Source organism: Flavobacterium omnivorum, assembly GCF_900099915.1.
In the GTDB taxonomy this organism is placed as follows: Bacteria; Bacteroidota; Bacteroidia; order Flavobacteriales; family Flavobacteriaceae; genus Flavobacterium; species Flavobacterium omnivorum.
This window is the reverse complement of sequence record NZ_FNDB01000009.1, coordinates 17,327-40,367: the sequence shown is the minus strand read 5'-3', so window position 1 is coordinate 40,367 and position 23,041 is coordinate 17,327. Positions and strand designations below refer to the sequence as shown.

21 protein-coding genes and 1 pseudogene are annotated in these 23,041 nt (G+C 33.4%); 11 read left to right on the top strand and 11 right to left on the bottom strand.

All coding sequences use genetic code 11. The features are described from left to right. Positions 1-76: 76 nt before the first annotated feature. The 5 genes from BLS90_RS10170 to BLS90_RS17360 form a co-directional block, all read right to left on the bottom strand. Positions 77-4,087, bottom strand: a complete 4,011-nt coding sequence (locus BLS90_RS10170) for a PAS domain S-box protein (RefSeq protein WP_091257540.1) — start codon at positions 4,085-4,087, stop codon at positions 77-79. Between the two features lie 134 nt (positions 4,088-4,221). Beyond that, complete coding sequence (locus tag BLS90_RS10165) at positions 4,222-5,004, bottom strand: hypothetical protein (RefSeq protein ID WP_245705087.1); 783 nt, start codon at positions 5,002-5,004, stop codon at positions 4,222-4,224. 24 nt (positions 5,005-5,028) lie between these two features. Then, positions 5,029-5,766, bottom strand: a complete 738-nt coding sequence (locus BLS90_RS10160; protein WP_091257538.1) for a nitroreductase family protein — start codon at positions 5,764-5,766, stop codon at positions 5,029-5,031. Continuing rightward, positions 5,757-7,085: an aldehyde dehydrogenase gene (locus BLS90_RS10155; RefSeq protein WP_091257537.1), complete on the bottom strand. Its 1,329-nt coding sequence runs from the start codon at positions 7,083-7,085 to the stop codon at positions 5,757-5,759. Before BLS90_RS10155 ends, BLS90_RS10160 begins: the two co-directional genes overlap by 10 nt. Positions 7,086-7,094: 9 nt before the next feature. Then, positions 7,095-7,196, bottom strand: a complete 102-nt coding sequence (locus tag BLS90_RS17360; protein ID WP_394331032.1) for a hypothetical protein — start codon at positions 7,194-7,196, stop codon at positions 7,095-7,097. A 328-nt stretch (positions 7,197-7,524) separates the two neighbouring features. Between BLS90_RS17360 and BLS90_RS10150 the strand changes: the two genes are divergently transcribed. Beyond that, entirely contained in the window at positions 7,525-7,941 is a 417-nt protein-coding gene (locus BLS90_RS10150; protein WP_091257536.1) for a YybH family protein, read from the top strand. 50 nt (positions 7,942-7,991) lie between these two features. On the opposite strand, the gene BLS90_RS10145 is transcribed toward BLS90_RS10150, so the two are convergent. Together BLS90_RS10145 and panB are read right to left on the bottom strand one after the other, a co-directional pair. Beyond that, positions 7,992-8,681: an RluA family pseudouridine synthase gene (locus BLS90_RS10145; RefSeq protein WP_091257535.1), complete on the bottom strand. Its 690-nt coding sequence runs from the start codon at positions 8,679-8,681 to the stop codon at positions 7,992-7,994. Positions 8,682-8,701: 20 nt separating this feature from the next. Continuing rightward, positions 8,702-9,520, bottom strand: coding sequence for a 3-methyl-2-oxobutanoate hydroxymethyltransferase (gene panB / locus BLS90_RS10140; RefSeq protein WP_091257534.1), 819 nt, complete (start codon positions 9,518-9,520; stop codon positions 8,702-8,704). A gap of 101 nt (positions 9,521-9,621) precedes the next feature. Here panB and BLS90_RS10135 point away from each other — a divergent pair, with 101 nt between their 5' ends. The 10 genes from BLS90_RS10135 (at position 9,622) to BLS90_RS10090 (ending at position 20,903) form a co-directional block, all read left to right on the top strand. Continuing rightward, positions 9,622-10,053: a nuclear transport factor 2 family protein gene (locus BLS90_RS10135; RefSeq protein WP_091257533.1), complete on the top strand. Its 432-nt coding sequence runs from the start codon at positions 9,622-9,624 to the stop codon at positions 10,051-10,053. A 65-nt stretch (positions 10,054-10,118) separates the two neighbouring features. Then, positions 10,119-11,462 (top strand): sigma-54-dependent transcriptional regulator, encoded by a 1,344-nt coding sequence (locus tag BLS90_RS10130; RefSeq protein WP_175455469.1) that lies wholly within the window; start codon positions 10,119-10,121, stop codon positions 11,460-11,462. 243 nt (positions 11,463-11,705) lie between these two features. Beyond that, positions 11,706-11,975: a DUF7674 family protein gene (locus tag BLS90_RS10125; protein WP_245705086.1), complete on the top strand. Its 270-nt coding sequence runs from the start codon at positions 11,706-11,708 to the stop codon at positions 11,973-11,975. A 107-nt stretch (positions 11,976-12,082) separates the two neighbouring features. Beyond that, positions 12,083-12,160, top strand: coding sequence for a potassium-transporting ATPase subunit F (locus tag BLS90_RS16670; RefSeq protein WP_139171412.1), 78 nt, complete (start codon positions 12,083-12,085; stop codon positions 12,158-12,160). A gap of 61 nt (positions 12,161-12,221) precedes the next feature. Continuing rightward, entirely contained in the window at positions 12,222-13,943 is a 1,722-nt protein-coding gene (kdpA, locus tag BLS90_RS10115) for a potassium-transporting ATPase subunit KdpA (RefSeq protein ID WP_091257529.1), read from the top strand. Positions 13,944-13,952: 9 nt separating this feature from the next. Continuing rightward, positions 13,953-15,986 carry a potassium-transporting ATPase subunit KdpB gene (gene kdpB, locus BLS90_RS10110; RefSeq protein WP_091257528.1) on the top strand — a complete coding sequence of 678 codons (2,034 nt, stop codon included), beginning with the start codon at positions 13,953-13,955 and terminating at the stop codon, positions 15,984-15,986. A 51-nt stretch (positions 15,987-16,037) separates the two neighbouring features. Beyond that, positions 16,038-16,592 carry a K(+)-transporting ATPase subunit C gene (locus tag BLS90_RS10105; RefSeq protein ID WP_091257527.1) on the top strand — a complete coding sequence of 185 codons (555 nt, stop codon included), beginning with the start codon at positions 16,038-16,040 and terminating at the stop codon, positions 16,590-16,592. 172 nt (positions 16,593-16,764) lie between these two features. Then, a complete protein-coding gene (locus BLS90_RS10100; protein ID WP_091257526.1) occupies positions 16,765-17,847 on the top strand; it encodes a porin in 1,083 nt (360 codons plus the stop codon). A gap of 173 nt (positions 17,848-18,020) precedes the next feature. After that, positions 18,021-19,148 (top strand): histidine kinase, encoded by a 1,128-nt coding sequence (locus BLS90_RS10095; protein WP_091257525.1) that lies wholly within the window; start codon positions 18,021-18,023, stop codon positions 19,146-19,148. Positions 19,149-19,166: 18 nt separating this feature from the next. Continuing rightward, complete coding sequence (locus BLS90_RS10090) at positions 19,167-20,903, top strand: ATP-binding protein (RefSeq protein ID WP_091257524.1); 1,737 nt, start codon at positions 19,167-19,169, stop codon at positions 20,901-20,903. A 75-nt stretch (positions 20,904-20,978) separates the two neighbouring features. Here BLS90_RS10090 and BLS90_RS16885 read toward each other — a convergent pair whose 3' ends face one another. The 4 genes and pseudogenes from BLS90_RS16885 to BLS90_RS10080 form a co-directional block, all read right to left on the bottom strand. Beyond that, on the bottom strand, positions 20,979-21,149 hold the full coding sequence (locus BLS90_RS16885; RefSeq protein WP_175455467.1) for an EGFR-like transmembrane domain-containing protein: 171 nt from the start codon (positions 21,147-21,149) through the stop codon (positions 20,979-20,981). 338 nt (positions 21,150-21,487) lie between these two features. Beyond that, positions 21,488-21,805: a chromate transporter gene (locus BLS90_RS17355; protein WP_394331031.1), complete on the bottom strand. Its 318-nt coding sequence runs from the start codon at positions 21,803-21,805 to the stop codon at positions 21,488-21,490. After that, a pseudogene (gene chrA, locus BLS90_RS10085) lies at positions 21,744-22,619 on the bottom strand (chromate efflux transporter); the annotation flags it as partial. The gene BLS90_RS17355 and the pseudogene chrA, both read right to left, overlap by 62 nt. Beyond that, positions 22,609-23,040 carry a DoxX family protein gene (locus BLS90_RS10080; RefSeq protein ID WP_091257523.1) on the bottom strand — a complete coding sequence of 144 codons (432 nt, stop codon included), beginning with the start codon at positions 23,038-23,040 and terminating at the stop codon, positions 22,609-22,611. The pseudogene chrA and the gene BLS90_RS10080, both read right to left, overlap by 11 nt. Position 23,041: the final 1 nt, after the last annotated feature.

Sequence of the window (23,041 nt, the reverse complement as noted above, 5' to 3'; positions counted from 1 at the left end):
TCTATTGTTTTAGTGATTTAAATCAAAATATAAAATTACAAATTTTATAACAATAAATAATCATCCTAGGATTAGGTTATTGAACCCATTTTAAAAATGTATCTTCAATAATTCCTTTGATTATTGGTTTTGGAATATAATCATTCATGCCTGCATTCAGACACTTTTCTTTTTCCTCTTTTTCTGTGCCAGCAGTGATGGCTATTATTGGCACTTTTTGACCGGATTTTAAATTCCGAATAATTTCTGTGGCTTCATAGCCATTCATTATAGGCATTTGAATGTCCATAAAAACAATATCTGGATTTATTTTTTCAAATTGCTCCACAGCTTCTTGACCATTTACTACTTGATAAATAGCAGTTGGTATCGATAAGTTTTTTATAATAGTTTTGAGTAACAACATATTTACTTTGTTGTCCTCTACTATTAAAACGGTAATTTTTTTAGTGGTGAGATTGGTCCTAACTACGATGTCTTTGATTGCATCAAAATCTGTATCGAATAGACTGACACTTTCTGGTGCTTCATTACTAGTTTTTAATTTTAAGTCAAAATAGAAAGTACTTCCTTTATTTACAGTACTCTCTAATTGTAAATGACTATCCATCAAGCCCAACAACTGATTCGAAATTGTTAAACCCAATCCTGTACCACCAAATTTTCTTGTGGTCGAGCTGTCCTCTTGCGAAAAGGCCTGAAATATTTTCTTCTTATTTTCTTCTAATATTCCAATGCCGGTATCGATTACTGCAAATCGAATTATATTTTCTAAATTATCTAATTCCTTGATTAAAGAAACTTCTAATTTTATACCACCTTTTAAGGTGAATTTTACAGCATTAGCTAACAAATTGATTAAAATTTGTTTTAATCTCACGCTGTCTAACCAAAAATATTTAGGGATATCGGATGCAATACGAAGTTCTAAATTTAATTTTTTTTGATTGGATTCGTATAAAATTAAATCAATTACAGGTTTTAGCAATTCATGAATATCATATTTTTCAATGTACAAATCTAGTTTACCGGCTTCAATTTTTGAAAAATCAAGAATGTCATTTATAATGTCTAATAGGGAATGGGCGGATTGACTGATAGTGGTCATGTATTTCTCCTGTGTAACTCCAAGATTAGTCTTCATTAATAAATCGGTGAACCCAATAATTCCATTTAATGGCGTTCTAATTTCATGACTCATGTTAGCTAGGAATTCAGATTTAGCTTTGTTGGCGGCTTCTGCTAATTCCTTTTGTTGCATGGCGGTTTCGGTTTTTTTTCGCTCCGTAATATCAATAAAAATACCTTCAATAAATGCAATTTTTCCATCTTTATAAATGGTATCACCAAATTCCTCTACCCAAACTACATGGTTGTCTTTATGTATGATTCGGTACATTAAGTGAATGGCTCTTTTATTTTCTATGGCATTTTTTTGTGCTGTAATGGTCCGTTTTTTATCATCTGGATGAATCAAGTCAATAAATGATAATTCATTATTGATAAAACTTGATTTAGGATAACCTGTTAGTTTTTCAATTTCATCATTAATGTATATTTTGGTGTTATTTTTATCATAATTAGAGAGATAAACGGTTCCAGGAATATTATTAGCTAATAAGCGAAATTTTTCTTCACTTTCATTAATTGCGGTCTCGTTTGCAATACGCTCAATTGAAGATGCAATGTTACTGGCTAATGTTTGTAAAATATTGACTTCATCCTCTGACCATAGTCGTTCTTGATGGGTGTCATCAAATCCTAAGAAACCATGGAATTTATTTCTTACAAATATTGGAAAAAGGATCAAAGACACAACGTCAATATTAATTAGTTTATTTCTTAAAGAAATATTTTCAATTTTAGGAATTAAGGCTGTATATATTTTATTATTTAAAAGGGGAGTTATCAGCTCTTCAAAATAATCATGTGGTAAATTCTGCAGCTTAACATTATTTTCAGATAGTTTTAGGTTGTGAATAATCCACCGGTATTTTTGACTAATTAAATCAGTATTTACATCATTTTCAAAATAATAAGCTCGATGGGATTTAGTCGCTTTTCCCATAATTACCAGGACATCGGAGAAAATAGCATTGATGTCATTGCTGTTCAAAAATTTCTCCGTGCAAAGTGCCATGGATGATAAAAGTTCGCTCTTATACTCTAATTTTATTTCAGCCTCATATCTGCTATGTGATATTATAGTCAATGAAAGAATGTCAGATATCGTTCTGGCAAAAATAATATCGTCATTATCCCACTTCCTTTTATTTTTTGCCGTTTCAAAGCTGATTGTTCCTGTTAATTCCCCATTGATAAAAACAGGGATATCAAGTTGTGATTTAATATCATATTTTAAAAAATAATTTTCTTTGAACTCGGATAATTCCCATTTTTTTAAAACATCTGGTGCGCTAATTTGTTTTTTGCTTTTTATAGATTCAAAGTAAATAGGATAATTTTCCTTTTCAATAACATATCCTTTGCTGTAGGTATTGGTTTCTAATTCGTATAAATTTTCACAAGTAATAAGCTCTTCTGTATAATTCCAATAACTAACGCGACTGCATTTATTAGCTTTTGCAGCAGCTTCAATGATTTGCATTATGCTATTCTCCAGATTTTTATAACTACTAAAGTTGGTCGTGGATAGCTTTTTAATAGTTCTGTTGTAATCTTCTATTTTTTTCTGACGAATTTTATTTTCAAATTCGATATTTTTTAATTTAGTAATATCTCTTGCAATCCCAGAATATCCTACTAGTTTTCCAGTATCATTTCGATTGATAATTACTTTTTGCGATACCCATAATTCTTCGCCATTCTTCTTTAATAATGGAAATTCAATCGTAGGGAAGTCTTGCTCATTTTCTAACAAATTCTGATAAAAGCTCTTGATTTTAATGCCGTAATCTTCACGTATGAAATCTAAATAATGTCGGGATAATAGTTCTTTTGGATAGTATCCTAAAGTTTTAATAGTAAATTCATTTACAAAGATGAAGTGGCCTAGGTTATCTACTTCAAAAATAAGATCAGTTGCGTTTTGAATTAAATTTTTATATTGATTTTGTAAATTGATTTCACTAGTTACATCTTGACCGATGCCAATAATTAAATCATCAGAAAATTTCTTGTCATTCCACTGAATGTGCTTATAATCTCCATTCTTACATTTAACTTTTCGGGTGAAAATTCTATCAACTTTAAACTTAGTGTCATAGTCTTCCCTATAGAATTCAGTATCTTCGGTTACTTTCCAGTAACCCAATCCCATTACTTCAGCTACAGTATACCCTAAAATACTTTCTACATTTTCACTACAAAAAACAATTTCTCCTTTTTTATTTGTTGCTAGAATCAGAGAATTTCCTTTGTTGATAATTTGATTGTTAAACTTAGTTACATTATTGCGGTTTATCCATAGTATGAAGCGAATGTAATTTATAATTACTATTATGGCAGAGTTGATAAATAATACTAAAATTGTTTTAAAGGGAACTAATTCAAAAACATAAATAACAACAAAATAGGCAATGACCGCCAATACAAACCCCCAGTACAGTTTTAAAGATTTGAGGACGATGTATGAAAAAAATAACGTTACTGCGAAAGCTACGATAGGAATAAGATCTGCGGGAGTTACTATTAAATTTCTACAAATTGAGCTAAAGTAGAGTAGAAAGCAAACAGTAAAAATTTTTTGAATATTTCTGAATATTAGCGCAGATTTGGTGCTGATAAAGTACAAGACCAATAAGGCAAACCCAATACTGCAGTTGACTACTAGCAAGCTTTTAGATCTAATATTTAAAAATTCAAATGTAATTTCTATAATAGGTAGTATAATTCCTAAAAAGAAAAGATAAATTTGATATTCCTTTTTCTTTGTAATGGCTTTGGCACTTTTTTCGAGTAAATTACTTTTTAGTCCATTTCTTATTTTGAAAATTTTATAAATAAGAAAAAGGATTAAAATAAGAACGACTATACTAAATAGCACATTAATAGCCAGTGAATTAGAGATTCCCAAGAAAATAATTTCAAGGGGAGAAGTATATAATTGGCTATAGTAGAGTACCATAGATTGTATTGGCTTAGGTTAAAAACTAAATTAGTTGGGGCTATTTTGGCTGTCAATTTAGTAATTTATTTTAAAAGAAAAACCAAAACAGATTGCTATTTCTATGATGGTTTTTATTCAAAAATAATTTGTAGTTATAGGGTAGCTTCTTGATCAATTTCAGTTTCAAATCCAATTATTTCACTGTAAATGACGTAGTATAAAGAATATATAAAAGGAAAAGTGAAGAAAATTCCAATACAACATCCTATTAATCCGACCATTATTGCAAAAGTCCCAACAACGATTAAACCTAATAAGATCAGTGGTTGTTTTGATACAATCATCAGACTTGTTTGTATAGCTTCTACGTCTTTCAATTTGCCGAAAATGATAAGCGGAATCATTAATATGGTGAACAAAGAGACTGTCAAGGTATTAACAAAGCCTAGAATTGGAATTTGTGCAAAATCAATTATAACGGAGAGGATGGAACTCACTATAGAAACGAGTAATGTAGCAATGAAAAGTTCCTTGAAATAAGGAGCTTTAAAAAACTCAAACATAGTTGACACATGAAATTCTTCGTCTCTTTCAGCGCAATAAGCCATTTTTATTAACCCAGCAGTAAATGGGCTTAACGACGAACCAATTAAAACGGACACTGCTGAAATAATTATTAAAGTAGATAAAGAAAGTACTTCTGGTCTTAAGTTTTCGGGCTTTAGAAATTCTAAAGTGGCGGCACTGCCAAAAATGGCAATGATTACGCCAAATGCTACTATACTTAGGAGGAAAAAAAACACAAAAATAACTAGACCGCCATAAAGCGCAATTTTTTTGTAATTTTCAAATGCATGGTTGAAAACAATGCCAAAATCCAATTCGTATCCATTATTTTTTATTCTTTCTATGCGATTTTGAGTAGTATTCATCATTTGGTTTTAGTATTATTTAATTGGTTATATTTTAAAATAAGTTTCTTTAAAAGGGATACGAAATCGCTCCCCATAAATCCCATTTGTAGCTCTGATCCAGCATCCCAAAATCATATTTATTTCTGCAGAAGCCGGTAAATGTAATATTTTTTTAATTCTCAACGAATCAAAACCTTCCATGGGACAGGTATCATAATTTATTGCAGCCATACCAATCATAAAATTTTGTGCCGCAAGTCCGGCGCTTTTATGTGCTACAATCCGCATATCGCTTTGTCGAGCCTGTCTGTAAATGGGTTTGAATATTCCAATAATTTGAAAAGCAAGGAATTTAATCATTCCAATGATTCCAAAAAAATCAAAATAAAGAGCATTAATAATTTTCTGATAATAATTTAAAGCAAACTTTTCTCTCTTCGAATAATCGGCTTCCGGTTTATTGCCATATTGAACTTTTAGATACTCAATATTTGATTTAACTCTTTTGCGCCAAAGGTCTTTTCTCGTGACAACGATAACTAGTTGCTGTGCCGTTTTTGCTGCATTTTGATCAAAACTTGCTTTAGCAATCTGCTCTATGCAATCTGGAGACACTACATGGTAGAACTCCCAAAGCTGCATATTGCTGCTAGTAGGTGCTAAAGCCGCTAATTGAATGCAGTCTTTTACTTTTTGAATATCAATTGCTTCATTTTTAAAAACACGGACAGAGCGTCTGTATTTAATAGCTTCGCTCACTGATTTTTCAGTGCTTAAATCCATTTCAATAATTTTTGAATGGTTTGTAATTTGTCTTTATACGGTGCATAACGCAGCGGTAAATCAAGCCAAGTTCCTCTTTTTACGATCGCTTTTTTATGGGAAAAAATATCAAAACTCAATTTTCCATGGTAAGCACCCATACCAGAATTTCCAACACCACCAAAGGGTAATTTATTATTAACCAAATGAATTACCGTATCATTGATACAACCGCCACCAAACGAATATTTTTGTAATACTTCATCAACAAAGGATTTATTTTGAGTAAATAAATACAATGATAATGGTTTTTCAAAGCTTAAAATTATTTTCTCAATATCTGCTTTTGTTTTATAAGAAAGTATGGGAAGTATGGGACCAAAAATTTCCTCCTGCATGACTTTACTGTCCATTTTAGGTTCGTCGAGTAAAGTAGGAGCTAGGTATAAGCTTTCTTTATTAGATTTTCCTCCTAAGAGCGTTTTTTGATTTTCCAATAAACTCAATTGACGTTCCCAGTTTTTTAAATTAATAATTCTAGCATAGTCTGGAGATTCTTCTGGATTTGTTCCTAATGCTTTTTCAATTTCCAGAATTAAGAATTTCACTAAAGTGTCCTTCATTTTATGATGTACCAAAATATAATCAGGAGCAACGCATGTTTGTCCTGCATTTATAATTTTCCCCCATACAATACGACGGGCGCTCAATTCTAAATTAGCCGTTTCATCAACAATGCAAGGGCTTTTTCCTCCCAACTCTAGAGTAACAGGAGTTAAGTTTTCGGCGGCAGCCTTCGCCACTATTTTCCCCACAGCGACACTTCCTGTAAAAAAAATATAATCCCACCGTTTTTTTAACAATTCCGTCGCCACAGTAGCATCACCAGTGACAACTACAACCTCTTTTACAGGAAAAGTTTCAATTATAATTTTGGAAATAATAGCAGCAGTGTGTGGTGTAAGTTCGGATGGTTTTAACGTCACTTTATTTCCAGCGGCTACTGCAGCCACCAAAGGGCATAACGCTAATTGAAATGGATAATTCCATGGTGAAAGTATTAAAACATGGCCATAAGGTTCACTGTAAACATAATCTGAAGAGGGGAAATTCAACAACGAAGCACTAACTTTCTTTGGCTTAGCCCAAGAATTTATATTTTTTATAGTTTCCTTTAAGTCAGAGATAACATAATTGGTCTCTGTTAAAACGGCTTCAAAAGCAGGTTTTTTAAAATCATTGTATAATGCTTTGATAATTTCCTCTTCATATTTTGTAATGACGTACAATAATTTTTTAAGAGATTCTTTTCGTTGTTTTAAATCGATAATTTTATTCATAAAATGATTTTAATTTAAAATTACATAATTATTAACTGATAGCAACTTTCTTTGGGAACTAAAATAAAAAAAGAGAATTTTATTCTTTTTATTTAGCTGTACGTTCGTAATTTTTTTGTTTTGAATTGTTAATAATTAGAATTTCTACAGTAAATCACATGGCTTTATTGCCAAGATTTTCATATTTTGTTTAAGAGAAGTATAAATAAAAACTAATTTTTTATCCTGAAAATGAATTTATGAGATGTACAAGAATAAATAATTAACGCTGCATGTGGGGTAAAATAGTACAAAAATTAAAAAGTAGTTCAAGTATTTTATAGTACAATATTTCATAAAATTAAATGGGAATGAACACGATTTTTTGAATACATTTGATTTATGAAAAGGGATAAAGGTTGTCCACAATAAAGTTAAAATCAATCAAATCGTAAAAAAAATGAAAAAAATCATATTATCAATTATGCTCTTATTTTGTGGTTATTTATCAATTGCTCAAGAGAAAGAAATTAAAGCAGTTTTAGAGAAACAACGTTTAGATTGGAATAATGGGGATATGATCGGGTATATGCAAGGTTATTTAAAATCCGATTCTTTACTGTTTGTTGGAAAAACAGGACCATTTTACGGCTGGCAAAAAAACTTAGAGATCTATCAACAAGTTTATCCTGACAAAGCTGCAATGGGTACTCTAACTTTTGATATCAAACAAATAAAAATGATTGATAGCAAACACGCCTTTGTTTTAGGAGGTTGGAATTTACAAATGGAAAAAGGAGAACAAAAAGGATTTTTTACTTTAATAGTAGAAAAATTTAAAGAAGGTTGGAAAATCGTAGTTGACCATTCTAGTTAGTTTTTTTTTAGTGAAAGGTTGTGACGAAATATTTATATGAAATGAGATTTCTAAATTGCATTCCAAATTACATCATCAGGAGTTGGCGCCAAGATTTCAATATTTTCTTTGGTTACAGGATGTTCAAAAACTAATTTCCGAGCGTGCAAATGAATTCCACCATCGGAATTACTTCGGTCAAAACCATATTTTAAATCGCCTTTTATTGGGGAACCAATAGCCGAAAGTTGCGCCCTGATTTGATGGTGTCTACCAGTATGAAGATTGATCTCCAAAGCGAAATAATTGTTGAGTTCCTTAATTATTTTGTAATCTAAACTCGCTAGTTTACTGTCAGGAACTTCTTTTAAATGTGCTTTTGAAGAATTGTTTTTTTCGTTTCTTTTTAAGTAATGAACGAGTTTATCTTCAGACTCTAAAGGTTTATTTTTGACAATACACCAGTAGGTTTTTTGAGTTTTCCGATTACTAAACAGCTCATTCATTCTCGTCAATGCTTTACTGGTGCGGGCAAAAACCACAATTCCAGTTGTAGGTCGGTCTAAACGATGTACGACGCCCAGGAATACTTCTCCAGGCTTACTATATTTGTCTTTAATGTATTCTTTAACTACATCAGACAGTGGTTTATCACCCGTTTTATCGCCTTGTACAATATCGCCCACACGCTTATTGACCACAATGAGGTGGTTGTCTTCATGTAGAATTTGGATATTGTTTTTATTAGATATAACCTTCATATTAGTTCCCTTTTATTGGATTAATATTGCTCATTTGCATTAGGGAAATCACTCGATTTTACATCGGCAACATACTGGCCAATGGCTTTTGTCATTCCTTCATACAAATCCATATATCTTCTCAAGAAACGAGGGCTAAATTCATTATTCATTCCTAACATGTCATGAATTACCAGAACCTGTCCGTCAACTCCGCCACCTGCGCCAATGCCTATAACTGGAATCGATATGCTTTGGGCTACTTTCTCGGCTAAATGTGCTGGTATTTTTTCTAAAACTAAGGCGAAGCAACCCAGTCTTTCAAGTAATTTAGCATCTTCGATTAACTTATGTGCTTCTTCTTCTTCTTTAGCGCGAACGGTATAAGTTCCAAATTTATAAATGGATTGTGGGGTTAAACCCAAATGGCCCATAACAGGAATTCCTGCGTTTAATATTTTTTTGATCGACTCTTTAATTTCTTTACCACCTTCTAACTTTACGGCGTGTCCACCGCTTTCTTTCATAATTCTAATAGCAGATCGCAAGGCTTCTTTCGGGTCTGATTGATAGCTTCCAAAAGGTAAATCCACGACTACTAAAGCTCTTTCTATAGCTCTAACCACAGAGGAGGCATGGTAGATCATCTGATCTAAAGTGATAGGCAATGTTGTTTCATGACCTGCCATGACATTTGAAGCAGAATCACCCACGAGAATTACATCGATTCCGGCAGTATCAACGATTTTTGCCATAGTGTAATCATAAGCCGTTAGCATAGAGATTTTTTCTCCGTTGGCTTTCATATCAATCAGTGATTTCGTGGTAATCCTTTTGTAATCTTTTTTAGCGACAGACATAGTTGTTATTTTAAGCTTGTAAAGGTAATAAAATGTATAATTTTTGATGAAAAATGTAACACTAATATTGTTTTAGATACAAATTAACTAAAAAAGGAATCATGCGAAAAATGCTAATATTAATTTTATTGCTTTGCTCCGTATATTCACAGGCGCAAAATCAAGAGATTCAAAAAGTAATTGAAACTTTTTTCATAGCTTTTCATGCTAAAGATTCAACAAAATTAAAGACTCTTTGCGAAGATGACATGATTTTGCAATCCATTGCTGAGAGCAGCAAAGGCAATACTTTATCTAATGAAAAACTGCAAACATTTTATAAATCCATCGCTTCTATTCCTGTGGATTTAAAGTTTTTCGAAAAAATTATAAGTTTTTCTATTCAAGTAGACGGAGCTATGGCGCATGCTTGGACGCCTTATGAGTTTTATATTAATGAAAAATTGATTCATAAAGGCGTGAATGCTTTTACACTTTTCAAAGAAGATAAAAGTTGGAAAATCATTCATCTGATTGATACTCGAAGGAAGTAAACCCTGTTTATTTATTTGTGTGCATTTAAAAAGGTAGCTTTGTATTTTAAATTTATAGAGATCCTATTTTGAAAAACATTCTAATTATCGACGACGAAGAAAAACTGCGCGGGCTTCTCGCCAGAATTGTAAAATCAGAAGGTTTTGACGTTGTAGAAGCCTCTGATTTAAAATCAGGTTTCAAAAAATTAGAACATACAGCTATTGATGTGGTTCTTTGTGATGTCAAGCTTCCTGATGGGAACGGTGTTGATTTTCTCGAAAAAATAAAGAGTACCTTTCCCTTAACCGAAGTTATCTTGCTCACTGCTTTCGGCAAGATTTCTGATGGCGTTCAAGCCATGAAAAATGGTGCTTTTGATTATATTGTTAAGGGCGATGACAATGATAAAATCATTCCACTTTTGTACAAAGCATTGGAAAAAGTACAATTACAAAGGAAAGTAGAACAACTAGAAAAACGAATTTCAGATAAATATTCTTTTGATTCCATCATCGGAAAATCTAAAGGGTTGGAGCAAGTAATTGATTTAGCAAAAAAAGTGGCAAAAACAGATTCAACCGTACTTTTAACCGGTGAAACCGGAACTGGAAAAGAGGTTTTTGCACAAGCTATTCATGAAAATAGCAATCGAGTAGGAAAGTCATTTGTGGCTTTAAACTGCAGCACCTTTAGCAAAGAAATTCTCGAAAGTGAATTATTTGGGCACAAGCAAGGCGCCTTTACTGGCGCCATAAAAGATAAAAAAGGATTTATTGAAGAAGTCAATGGCGGAACCTTATTTCTGGACGAAATAGGTGAAATGCCAATCGATTTGCAAGCCAAGCTACTACGTGTGATAGAAACTAGCGAGTACATTCCTGTTGGGGATTCCACTCCAAGAAAATCGAATTTTCGCTTGATAGCTGCAACCAATAGAGATTTAAAGTCAGAAAGCGACGCACATCGTTTCCGGCAGGATTTATACTTTCGATTGAATATTTTCGAAATCAAAATTCCTCCATTGCGGGAACGTGTAAAAGATATTTCCCCATTAACGCTCTATTTTGTCAAACAATTTTCAGAAAAAATTAATCGTAGAAAGTTAGAAATTGATTCGGAATTCTTGAAAAAATTGGAAATCTATCATTGGCCAGGAAATATTAGAGAATTAAGAAATGTCATTGAACGTTCCGTCATTTTATGCAATGGTGATTGTTTGACTCAAGATGTTTTGCCCTATGAAATACAACATCAAGCAGATAACACTTCTAAAATAATGTCTGCGTTTTCAATGCAAAGTGTAGAAAAATTGCACATTCAGAAAGTGCTGAACTACACGAAAGGCAATAAAGCCGAAACCGCTCGATTACTCGAAATAGGTGTTGCTACTTTATATCGAAAGTTAGACGAGTACCATATTCTGTAATTTTTAGAATGCAATCCCCTAAGACTATTTTAAACTTTGTGAGTCGTATTAACTAACTCAAACTTTGAATAAATCCTATTATAATGAGAAAACCTTATCAAAATGATAGGGTTTTTTTGTGCTGTTTCACGGCATAGAATCAGTCAAGTCTTCTAATACAACATGTTACAGGAATTCTAATTTATCGGAACATATTTTGGCATAAGCTCGGGGAACATAAAAATTTTTCTTACGAAAAACCAAGTGAATACAATTTACAGACAAGCGGAACGGTTTGCTGAAATCACCCAAAAGGCTATTGTTTCTGGAAACATCCATCGCGCTAAAAAATGTCTAGCCATCGCCGAAGATTTACTAAGGACAGGACGCAACGAAACTAAAAATGTTATTTCTACTGTCTATGTTTTTTCTGTGTCTTCTTTTATGGAGTTGCGCAAATGCTCCATTTCTAATCTGTTTCCTAGTGCTTTAAAAGCAGAATATGTTAAACACATCAATGCAGTAGGAGTTTAACCTAATTTTTATACCCATGATAAGTATTTTTATTTTAAGCGCATTAGCCATTTTGCTGTTTGCGATTTGCTTTAAAACCGTCGATTTTTTCGATAAAATCTAAAACTATGATAGCGTTATTTATTATTGCACTACTTGTTTTCGCTTATTTGATTTATGTATTAATCAAACCCGAAAAATTTTGATCCTCTCCTGAAAATTAGGGATTAAATCACCTACAAAAAACCAACAATTTAAAATTTCATTATGAATACAGAAGTATTTGGTGTCATCAGTATTTTTATTATTTCTTTAGTTTTAGCAATTCCTCTGGGGCGTTATATTGCCAAAATTTATGCTGGAGATAAAACATTGCTTGACCCTATTGTCAACCCGATTGAAAAATTAATTTTCAAAGTCAGTGGCATCAATGCTACTGACGAAATGAACTGGAAACAACACCTAAAAGCACTCTTGAGCGTCAATATGGTTTGGTTTTTCCTTTGTTTCTTTGTTTTGCTCACACAAGGTATGTTGCCTTTAAATCCGGATAATAATCCGTCAATGACTGCTGATTTGGCTTTTAACACTGCTATTTCATTTTTAGTGAACTGTAATCTGCAGCATTATTCTGGTGAATCTGGGTTGTCTTATCTATCTCAGATGGTGTTGATGTTCTTACAATTTGTTTCGGCAGGTATTGGAATGGCAGCTGCCGCAATGGTTTTTCTTGCTATGAAAGAAAGAGCAACGGATAAACTAGGTAATTTTTATAATTTTTTTCTCAAGAGTTGTATTCGTGTTTTGTTACCACTTTCAGCTGTTGTAGCTGTAATTTTAATATTCAGCGGCACGCCAATGACGTTTGAAGGAAAAGATAAAATAGTGACTTTACAAGGCGATACTAGTGAAGTGTCTCGCGGATCAGCTGCAGCTTTTATTGGGATCAAACATATTGGAACTAATGGAGGTGGGTTTTTTGGTGCTAACTCAGCACATCCACTAGAGAATCCAACTTATTTCACAAATGCGGTTGAATTATGTGCACAGTTACTCATCCCTTTTGCCATGATTTTTGCTTTAGGTTTTTACCTCAAGAAAAGGAAATTTTCCTATGTTGTTTTTGGAGTGATGACGATTGGTTTTTTACTCTTAGTAGTCCCAACTGTTATCAGCGAACTTAATGGGAATCCTGCTATTGAAAGAATGGGAATTACGCAAGCCACTGGAGCGATGGAAGGAAAGGAAGTTCGTTTTGGACCTGCAATTTCAGGTTTTTGGAGTATTGCTACTACTGTAATTTCAACAGGTTCTGTGAATAGTATGCATGATAGTGCAATGCCAGTTGCAGGAGCTACGCAGCTGTTAGCCATGATGATTAATGCCTTTTACGGAGGTTGTGGCGTAGGCTGGTTAAATTTCTATGTTTTTATCATTTTAGCGGTATTTATATCTGGTTTAATGGTGGGTAGAACGCCGGAATTTTTAGGGAAGAAAATTGAAGCTCGAGAAGTTAAAATTGCTGCTTTCATTGCTATTCTGCATCCATTTTTAATTTTGACAGGTACTGCCTTAGCTTCTTATTTAGCTGCAAATGATACCGCAATGGGATATTGGTTTAGTGGTAATGCAGCAAGTTGGTTAAATAATCCTGGCCACCACGGATTTTCAGAAATGCTTTATGAATATACGTCGAGTGCAGCCAATAATGGTAGTGGATTTGAAGGTTTAGGGGATAATAATCCGTTTTGGAATATAACAACAGGAATTGTTTTATTGCTTTCAAGATTTATCCCAATTATTGGCCCGTTAGCCATTGCGGGATTATTGGCCAGCAAAAAATACATTCCAGAAAGTGCGGGAACTTTAAAAACGGATACTACTATTTTTGGTGTAATGGTTTTTGCTGTAATCGCTATTATTGCGGCATTATCGTTCTTTCCAGCATTAGCTTTAGGACCATTGGCAGAATATTTTTCATTAAAATAATAAATCAAAATGAACAACTATAAATCCACTTCATTATTTGAGAGCAATCAAGTAAAAGAGGCCTTAGTGCACTCTTTTATAAAGCTTAATCCAAAAGAAATGTTCAAAAATCCGGTAATGTTTACCGTTGAAATAGGAACTGCCATTATGTTTTTTGTTTGTATTTCCATTTTATTTGGTGCACAAAATCAAGGTAGTTTTATTTATTATTTCATTGTTTTTTTAATTTTATTAGCCACGCTTTTGTTTGCCAATTTTGCTGAAGCCATCGCTGAAGCAAGAGGTAAAGCGCAGGCTGACAGTTTACGAAAAACACGTGAAGAAACGCCAGCAAGACAAATTTTGCCTAATGGCGAAATTAGAAATATCAGTTCATCAAAATTAAAGAAAGGAGCTATTTTTATCTGCGAAGCAGGGGATTTAATCGCTACTGACGGTGAGATTATAGAAGGTTTAGCTACTATCGATGAAAGTGCCATCACTGGCGAAAGTGCTCCGGTAATACGGGAAGCTGGCGGCGATAAATCATCTGTTACGGGTGGAACTAAGGTGCTATCAGATAAAATTAAAGTACTTGTTACAAATGAACCAGGCGAAAGCTTTTTGGATAAAATGATTGCTTTGGTGGAAGGAGCAAGCCGTCAGAAAACACCAAACGAAATTGCATTGACGATTCTTCTTGCGGCATTTACTCTGATTTTCGTGATTGTTTGCGTGACTTTGAAACCTTTTGCTGATTATGCCAATGCGCCCATTACGATTGCTGCTTTTATTTCACTTTTTGTTTGTTTAATTCCTACGACAATTGGTGGGTTGTTATCAGCAATTGGTATTGCTGGAATGGACCGAGCGTTGCGTGCCAACGTGATTACGAAATCCGGAAAAGCAGTCGAAACGGCTGGAGATATTGATGTTTTGCTCTTGGATAAAACAGGAACTATCACTATTGGAAACAGGAAAGCGACTCATTTCTATCCTTCAAAAGGGGTTACTCAAGAAAATTTTATAAAATCAGCCGTGCTGAGTTCGCTAGCAGACGATACTCCTGAAGGGAAAAGTATCATTGAATTAGCAGGAATTGATGTTGCGCAAAAACTATCCATCGAGGGTGCCACTTTGATTAAATTTACTGCAGAAACTCGGACAAGCGGCGTAATTTTGAAAGAGGGAACCAATATTAGAAAAGGAGCACAAGATGCCGCTAAGAATATTGCAAAAGAAGCTGGGAACCCCTTTCCGGAGGACACCGCACAAAAAGTTATAGATATTTCTTCCTTGGGAGGAAAACCTTTAGTAGTGATTAAAGACGGACAAATTCAAGGCGTAATCGAATTGCAGGATATTATCAAAACGGGAATGAATGAACGTTTTGATCGTTTGCGAAAAATGGGAGTCAAAACCGTAATGGTTACTGGAGATAATCCCTTGACGGCAAAATTTATTGCTGAAGCTGCAGGTGTTGACGATTTTATTGCCGAAGCCAAACCTGAGGACAAAATGAATTACATCAAGAACGAGCAACAAATGGGGAAACTTGTAGCGATGATGGGAGACGGTACCAATGATGCTCCCGCATTGGCGCAAGCCGATGTAGGGGTTGCAATGAACAGCGGAACACAAGCGGCCAAAGAAGCCGGGAACATGGTAGATTTAGACAACGATCCAACAAAGTTAATTGAAATAATAGAAATAGGAAAACAGTTGTTGATGACTAGAGGAACTTTAACCACGTTCTCGATTGCGAATGATGTTGCTAAATATTTTGCCATTGTTCCAGCTCTTTTTATCACAGCCATTCCTGCTTTGGAAGGATTGAACATCATGCGGTTACACAGTCCAGAAAGCGCGATATTATCGGCAGTGATTTTCAATGCGATTATTATTCCGATATTGATTCCCCTAGCTTTGAAAGGAGTAGATTATAAACCAATTGGAGCGAGTGCCATTTTGAAAAGAAATCTTTTGATTTATGGATTGGGTGGATTGCTTGTTCCTTTTGTTGGTATCAAATTAATTGATTTATTTGTTGCATTATTTATGTAAAATCAAATCAAACCGTTTTTAAAATTGGTTTGGTTTATAAAAAATATTAAAATGAAAAATATATTTTCAATACTTAAATTCACCTTTTTATTGGTGATCTTATTTGCGGTTATTTATCCGTTGGCGATCTACGGTATGGCACAATTTTCTCCAAACAAGGGAAAAGGTGAAACTATTACACAAAACGGAAGAGTAGTGGGTTATCAAAAAATAGGACAGAAATTTAATACTTTAAACTATTTTTGGGGTCGTCCTTCGGCAGTGGATTACAACGGAGCTGGAAGTGGTGGAAGCAATAAGGGAGCTAGTAATGAGGAGTATTTAGCTCTCGTTCAAAAAAGAATTGACACGTTCTTGATCGCTCATCCCTATTTAAATAAATTACAGATTCCAGCAGAAATGGTTACTGCTTCAGGCAGTGGATTAGATCCAAATATTTCTCCGCAAGGTGCTTTAATTCAAGTAAAACGTGTGGCTAATGAAAGAAAAATAGCGGAAAAAAAAATAAAAGAACTTGTTGAAGCGCAATGTAATAGACCATCAATTATGGGTCCAAAAACCGTAAATGTCTTAGCGCTAAATGTCGCTTTAAATGAATTAAAATAGTTGTTTAATAAAATTATCTAGTGTGCCGAAATCGCCTAGCCCAGATGGGAACGGCATCCTTTCCTTGCCTATTTTAGGCAAGGAAAGATAAAGTGGACAGCTGGATTAGCTTCAAAAAAATTAAATAATAATACAAATAGCATCGTAAGTCGCGATGATAATTAAATATAAAATGAAAAAAATAATAGTTACCGCATTACTTGCTTTGGGCTTTACGACAATCAATGCCCAAGAGGTTGAGAAAGAAAAAAGCCCAATTACATTTTCTGGATATATTGAAACCTACTACAGTTATGATTTTGGAAAACCGGACAACCACATGCGTCCAGGATTTATTTACAGTCACAACAAGCACAATGAGGTTAATTTGAATTTAGGATTTGCAAAGATTAATTACGCAACGGATAACATTCGCGGAAATTTTGCACTTATGGCCGGAACTTACGCGGCGTATAATTTAGCCGCTGAACAAGATTTATTGAAAAATGTATTTGAGGCGAATGTTGGTGTGAAAATTTTGTCAAAACACAATTTATGGATCGATGCAGGAATTATGCCCTCACATATTGGTTTTGAAAGTGCTATTGGTAAAGATTGTATGACATTGACAAGAAGTATTTTAGCAGATAATTCTCCTTATTATGAAGCGGGCGTAAAAATTGGATATACTTCTGCAGATTCAAAATGGTATGTAGCTGTAATGTACTTAAACGGCTGGCAACGTATTCAGAAAGTGGAGGGAAATCAAACACCAGCTTTTGGGACTCAAGTAACGTTTAAACCTAATGCTGGGGTTACTTTAAATTGGAGTACTTACGCGGGAAATGAGCAACCTGATGCGCTTAAAAAATGGAGGTATTTCAATAATTTTTATGGTCAATTTAAAGTTTCAGAAAGGGTAAATTTAATAACTGGCTTTGATATTGGCGCACAACAATCGGCAAGAGGAAGCGTTAAGTACGATATTTGGTACGCACCAATAGTGATCGCGCAATACAAGCCTTGGGAAAAAATCCAATTGGCTGCAAGGGTTGAATATTACGAGGATGCGAAAGGAGTAATTATAGGAACTGGAACGCCTAATGGATTCAAAACGTATGGTTATTCAGCTAATTTTGATTATTTAGTAACCGATAATGTTATGTTTAGATTGGAAGCACGAAGTCTAAAAAGTAAAGATCAAATCTTTTTGAAAGAAGGTAATCCAAATGCTAACAATGTTTTTTTGAGCACTTCATTAGCGATTTCTTTTTAAAAATTAAGATTTTAAATCAATAAGTTTCCTTAAGAAAAATTAAGCTATTTCTTAAGGAAACTTATTGGCTTAATGGTTTAATTTTTAGTTAGTATTTCTTTTTGATTTTGAAGTTTTTAATTTGAGCAAACTTAACAACTAATAGGAATTTAGCACCAGTAAATTCAGCATAAATGGACAACGAAAAAGATAATAATGTCAAGCACTTTCTTGATTTAATTCAGAAATCACGCAGAGGCAAATTTAAAGTCTACATTGGCATGAGCGCGGGCGTGGGGAAAACGTTTAGAATGTTACAAGAAGCACATACGCTATTGAAAAATGGTATTGATGTCAAAATTGGGTATATTGAAACCCACAATCGACTGGAAACCCATCAATTACTTGAAGGTTTACCCGTTATTCCGCGGCGAAATATTTTTTACAAAGGCAAGCAATTAGAAGAAATGGATGTACAAGCCATTATAAATTTGCGTCCTGAGGTGGTGATTATAGATGAATTAGCGCATTCAAATATCGAGGGAAGTAAAAACGAGAAACGCTGGCAAGATATACTAGAAATTCTTGAAGCCGGAATAAATGTTATTTCTGCGGTTAATATTCAGCATATTGAGAGTTTAAACGAAGATGTGAAACGTATTACCAACATTGATGTTCAGGAACGAATTCCAGATAACGTTTTGCGCATGGCGGATGAGGTTGTGAATATCGATTTGACTTCGGAAGATTTGATTACTCGATTGAAAGAAGGTAAAATTTATACCGCTGATAAAATCCAGACCGCATTGAGCAACTTTTTCAAATCAGATCAAATTTTGCAATTGCGAGAGTTGGCCTTAAAGGAAGTAGCAGGTCAAGTGGTTCGAAAAGTGGAAAATGAAGTTCCTAAAAACCTGGCTTTAAAACAGCAAAAACTATTGGCTTGCATCAGCAGCAATGATAAAACAGCTAAAATTGTTATTCGGAAAGCGGCTCGTTTGGCTAGCTATTACAATTGCCGATGGTGTGTTTTGTATGTGGAAACGCCAATTGAAAGTTCTGATAAAATAGCACTAGACAAGCAGCGGCATTTGATTAATAATTTCAAATTAGCTACACAATTAGGTGCCGAAGTTATCAAAATCGAAAATAAATGCATTACAAATGCTATTTTAGATGTTGTGGAGCAAAAAAACATCACAACAGTTTGCATTGGGAAACCACATTTAAACTTATTTAAAGTAATTTTATCCACTACTATTTTTAATAAATTATTAAACAATTTATCTTCATCGAATATTGATCTAGTAATTTTATCCTAAACTATATTTTTTAGTACAATGAAAATTAAAACCAAATTAAATCTGGGTGTTGGCCTGCTTTTCCTAATGATAATTATTCTTTCATTGGTAGCCGCATTTTATATATTTTCAATTAAAAAAGATACTGAAAATATTTTAAGGGCCAATTACAATACGTTGGAGTATTCAAGAAACATGCTTCTTTCACTAGATGAAATAAATGTTGATGAAGAAAAAGCAATTATAATTTTCGAAACTAATTTAAGGAATCAAATTGCTAATATTACGGAATCTGGCGAGGATAAAGCGACTTATAATTTGCAAAAAAGTTTTGATTTGTTAGTAAAAAATAGAACAGATGAGTCGATTAAAAGCCAAATCCGTCAGGATATTTTTGAGATTATGAAGTTAAATATGACTGCCATTAAAGCGAAAAGTGATATTGCAAAACAAACTGCTAAAACTGCTAATTTATGGATTGCTATTACGGGTACGCTTTGTTTTTTGATTGCATTTAATTTATTGGTGAATTTACCCAATAACATTGCCAATCCCATCAAAGAGCTTACTGAAAGTATCAAAGCAATTGCGAACAAAAATTATTCACAGCGGGTACATTTTATGAATCACAACGAATACGGTGATTTGGCCAAATCGTTCAATACTATGGCACATAAACTGGAGGAATACAGCAATAGCAATCTACATAAATTATCTTTTGAAAAGAAACGATTGGAAACGCTGATCAACAATATGCACGACCCAATTATAGGATTAGACAATGAGGGAATAATATTATTTTCAAATGATGAAGCGCTAAAAATAATGGGGTTAAAATCAGAAGAAGTAATTGGCAAACCAGCCTCTGTAGTGGCATTAACCAATGATTTAATGCGATCCTTAATTATAAAAGAGCTAGAAATTTATCCTGGAAATTCTGGAAAGAAGCCGTATCTAATGAAAATTTTTGCAGACGGTAAAGAAAGTTATTTCGAAAAAGAGACGGTAAAAATCACTGTAAAACCAACAGGGGAAGACCAAACTATAGCAATAGGTGAGGTGCTTATTTTACGAAATATTACCGTTTTTAAAGAATTGGATTTTGCCAAAACTAATTTTATTGCTACTGTTTCCCATGAACTGAAAACCCCCATTTCCTCCATAAAAATGAGTGTGCAACTATTAGAAAAAGAGCAAACAGGAATAATAAACGAAGAGCAACATCAGCTGATTGAAAGTATTAAAGAAGACAGTCAACGCTTACTAAAAATTACTGGGGAACTGTTAGAATTATCGCAACTAGAAACGGGTAACATTAAATTGAATATTGAAAAAACTAGTCCGTATAAAATTGTAAGCTATGCTATTGAGGCTGTAAAAGTACAAGCCGAGCAGAAGAACATTGAACTGCTTGTTGAAACTGAAAATAATGTGTCCGATGTAAGAGCGGATAGCGAAAAAACAGCTTGGGTTTTGATTAATTTTTTGACCAATGCTATTCGATATTCGTCTGAAAACAGTAAAATTTTGATCGAATTAAAAAGCCAAAACGAACAAATTATTTTCCAAGTAAGGGATGCTGGAAAAGGAATTGACTACCGGTATAAAACCAAAGTATTTGATAAATATTTTCAGATTCCAGGCAGTGATAAATCAGGAACCGGTTTGGGTTTAGCGATAAGCAAAGAATTTATTGAAGCTCAAAATGGTGTTATTGGTGTCGAAAGCCAATTGGGTTTAGGAAGCACATTTTATTTTAACTTGGGTGCGGTTTAATTTATAAAGAGAAACATTTTTTTTAAAATATAAAACTTTTTTTAGCGGAAATTAGGAGCCTAGTAGTTTATCCCCTTAGTACGTGTCGTCATTCAAATCTGATTCTTCTTCAGTAGCTTTTTTGTAATCATTATTCAAGTAATTAGTGTACTTCTTTTTATCTTTTTGATTTTTTCTAAAAAGAAATACAATCAAAATAATTGCGAAGAAAATAACAATACCAATAGTAATCCAGTTGATTTCCATTTTTTTTTACATTAAAAAAAGTATATTTAAAGGTAGGAATAAAATTTAAATTGTGTGTTATCTGTGTTTAAATAATCAATAATAAAATTTTAAACAATTTACTTTCTGTACGTCTGGCTTTCGTCACTAAAAAAGTTATTTTGCCAATATTAAAAGATTTTAAAATCATTGTTTAGTCTAAAATGCTATAGCAAAATTTAATATGTTTTTTTAATTCAAACCCATTCACTTTTATTATATTGAAATTTGTTGGGTAATTAATTTTCGCAGCATTCTTTTCCCCTTATTGTATAAAGCACCATAACTTCAATTTTTATTAGTTGCATCCCATGAGTTATTTATACATATGTTAATAGATAACCAAATAAGGAACTTCCTAAAACTATAAAAGCACTATTTATTTTTTTATAACCAAATGTAAAAGCAGTACTTAAAATAGCAATAATAATGGTTCGCCAATCTGTAATGGATTCTTTTCCCATTGAAAAGCAAATGGAAATAATTATAGCTACTGAAGCAATATTTACTGCATCTAAAAAAAGCAGACAATGATTTTGAACTTCGCATTTTCTTAACCAGTGGATTAAGCATTGCAACAAAAAGGAAAGCAGGAACAAAAATTCCAATAGTAGATATAACAGCACCAGAAATCCCATTGATTTGATAACCTATAAAAGTAACCGATGAAAAAATAGGACCAGGAGTAAATTGTCCTACTGTAATTGCATCAAAGAGTTGCTGCCTTGATAAAAGCCCTGTAGATACTAATTCGCTATCCAGAAAAGCAAATAAGAGGTAACCGCTTCCATAAAGTATTGTTCCGATTTTTAAAAATTTCCAGAATAAATTTAAATTCGTAGCTGAAAGTATTGTTGTATTTGCTATTTGTAAAAATGTAAGAGGGAAAAGAGTATTGGTTTTTTGCAATTTATTATTCCTGATTGTGAATAGGAGTAAGGCAACTAGGCCTGCCCCAAACATTAAGTAAATTTCATTAAAGTGAAGCAATGAACTTATTAAAACTATAATTCCAATGATGGCTAATTCAACTGATTGTAATGATTTTTTAGCCAAAGGAAAAGTTGCAGCAAGTATAATTGCGATTATGGCGGGATTTATGCCGTAAATAAAAGGTTGGAATTCTGGAAACTGTCCATATTGTTTGTATATCCAAGCAAAAATTCCGGTAATAAAAACTCCAGGAAAAATAAAGCAAAGTCCTGCAACAAGTAAACCTTTCCAACCTGCTTTCTCGTGTCCAATGTGAATGGCCATTTCGGTGCTGTTAGGTCCTGGAATTAAGTTTGTTGCGCCAATTAAGTCTAGGAAATGTTGCTCTGTTAGCCATTTTCTCTTTGTAACCACCTCTTCCCGCATCATTGCAATATGTGCCAATGGACCACCAAAACCAATTATACCGAGTTTTAGAAAAAGTTTTGCAATTTCTTTTAAGTCAACTCTATGCTCCATTGTTTGAAATTCTTAAGTCGAGCGACCAAAAACCACCCCCTTTCAATAATAGAAAGAAACTGCCTAATAGCATTGCCCAATCTGTTCTACTTCCATGCAGCATTTCCCAAACCCCTTTTTCAGCTAACACATCTGCTTTTGTCGTTGCAATTGCAACAAGCATAATTACTATTAACGGAATACTTCCTAATCTTGTAAAAAGTCCAATTAAAATCAAAGCACCACAAAGGATTTCGAATATGCCAACAAAACCGCCTAAAAATTCAGGAGCGGGTAAACCAATTTTTTCAAATCTTCCTGCCCCCAAAGTTTCTGAAAATAAAAATTTTTGAATACCTTCAGAAAGGAAAACAGCACCAACCATTAAACGAATGAGCACAGTTGTTTTTTCGCTATCTGTATTTATTAATTTCTTAAACATT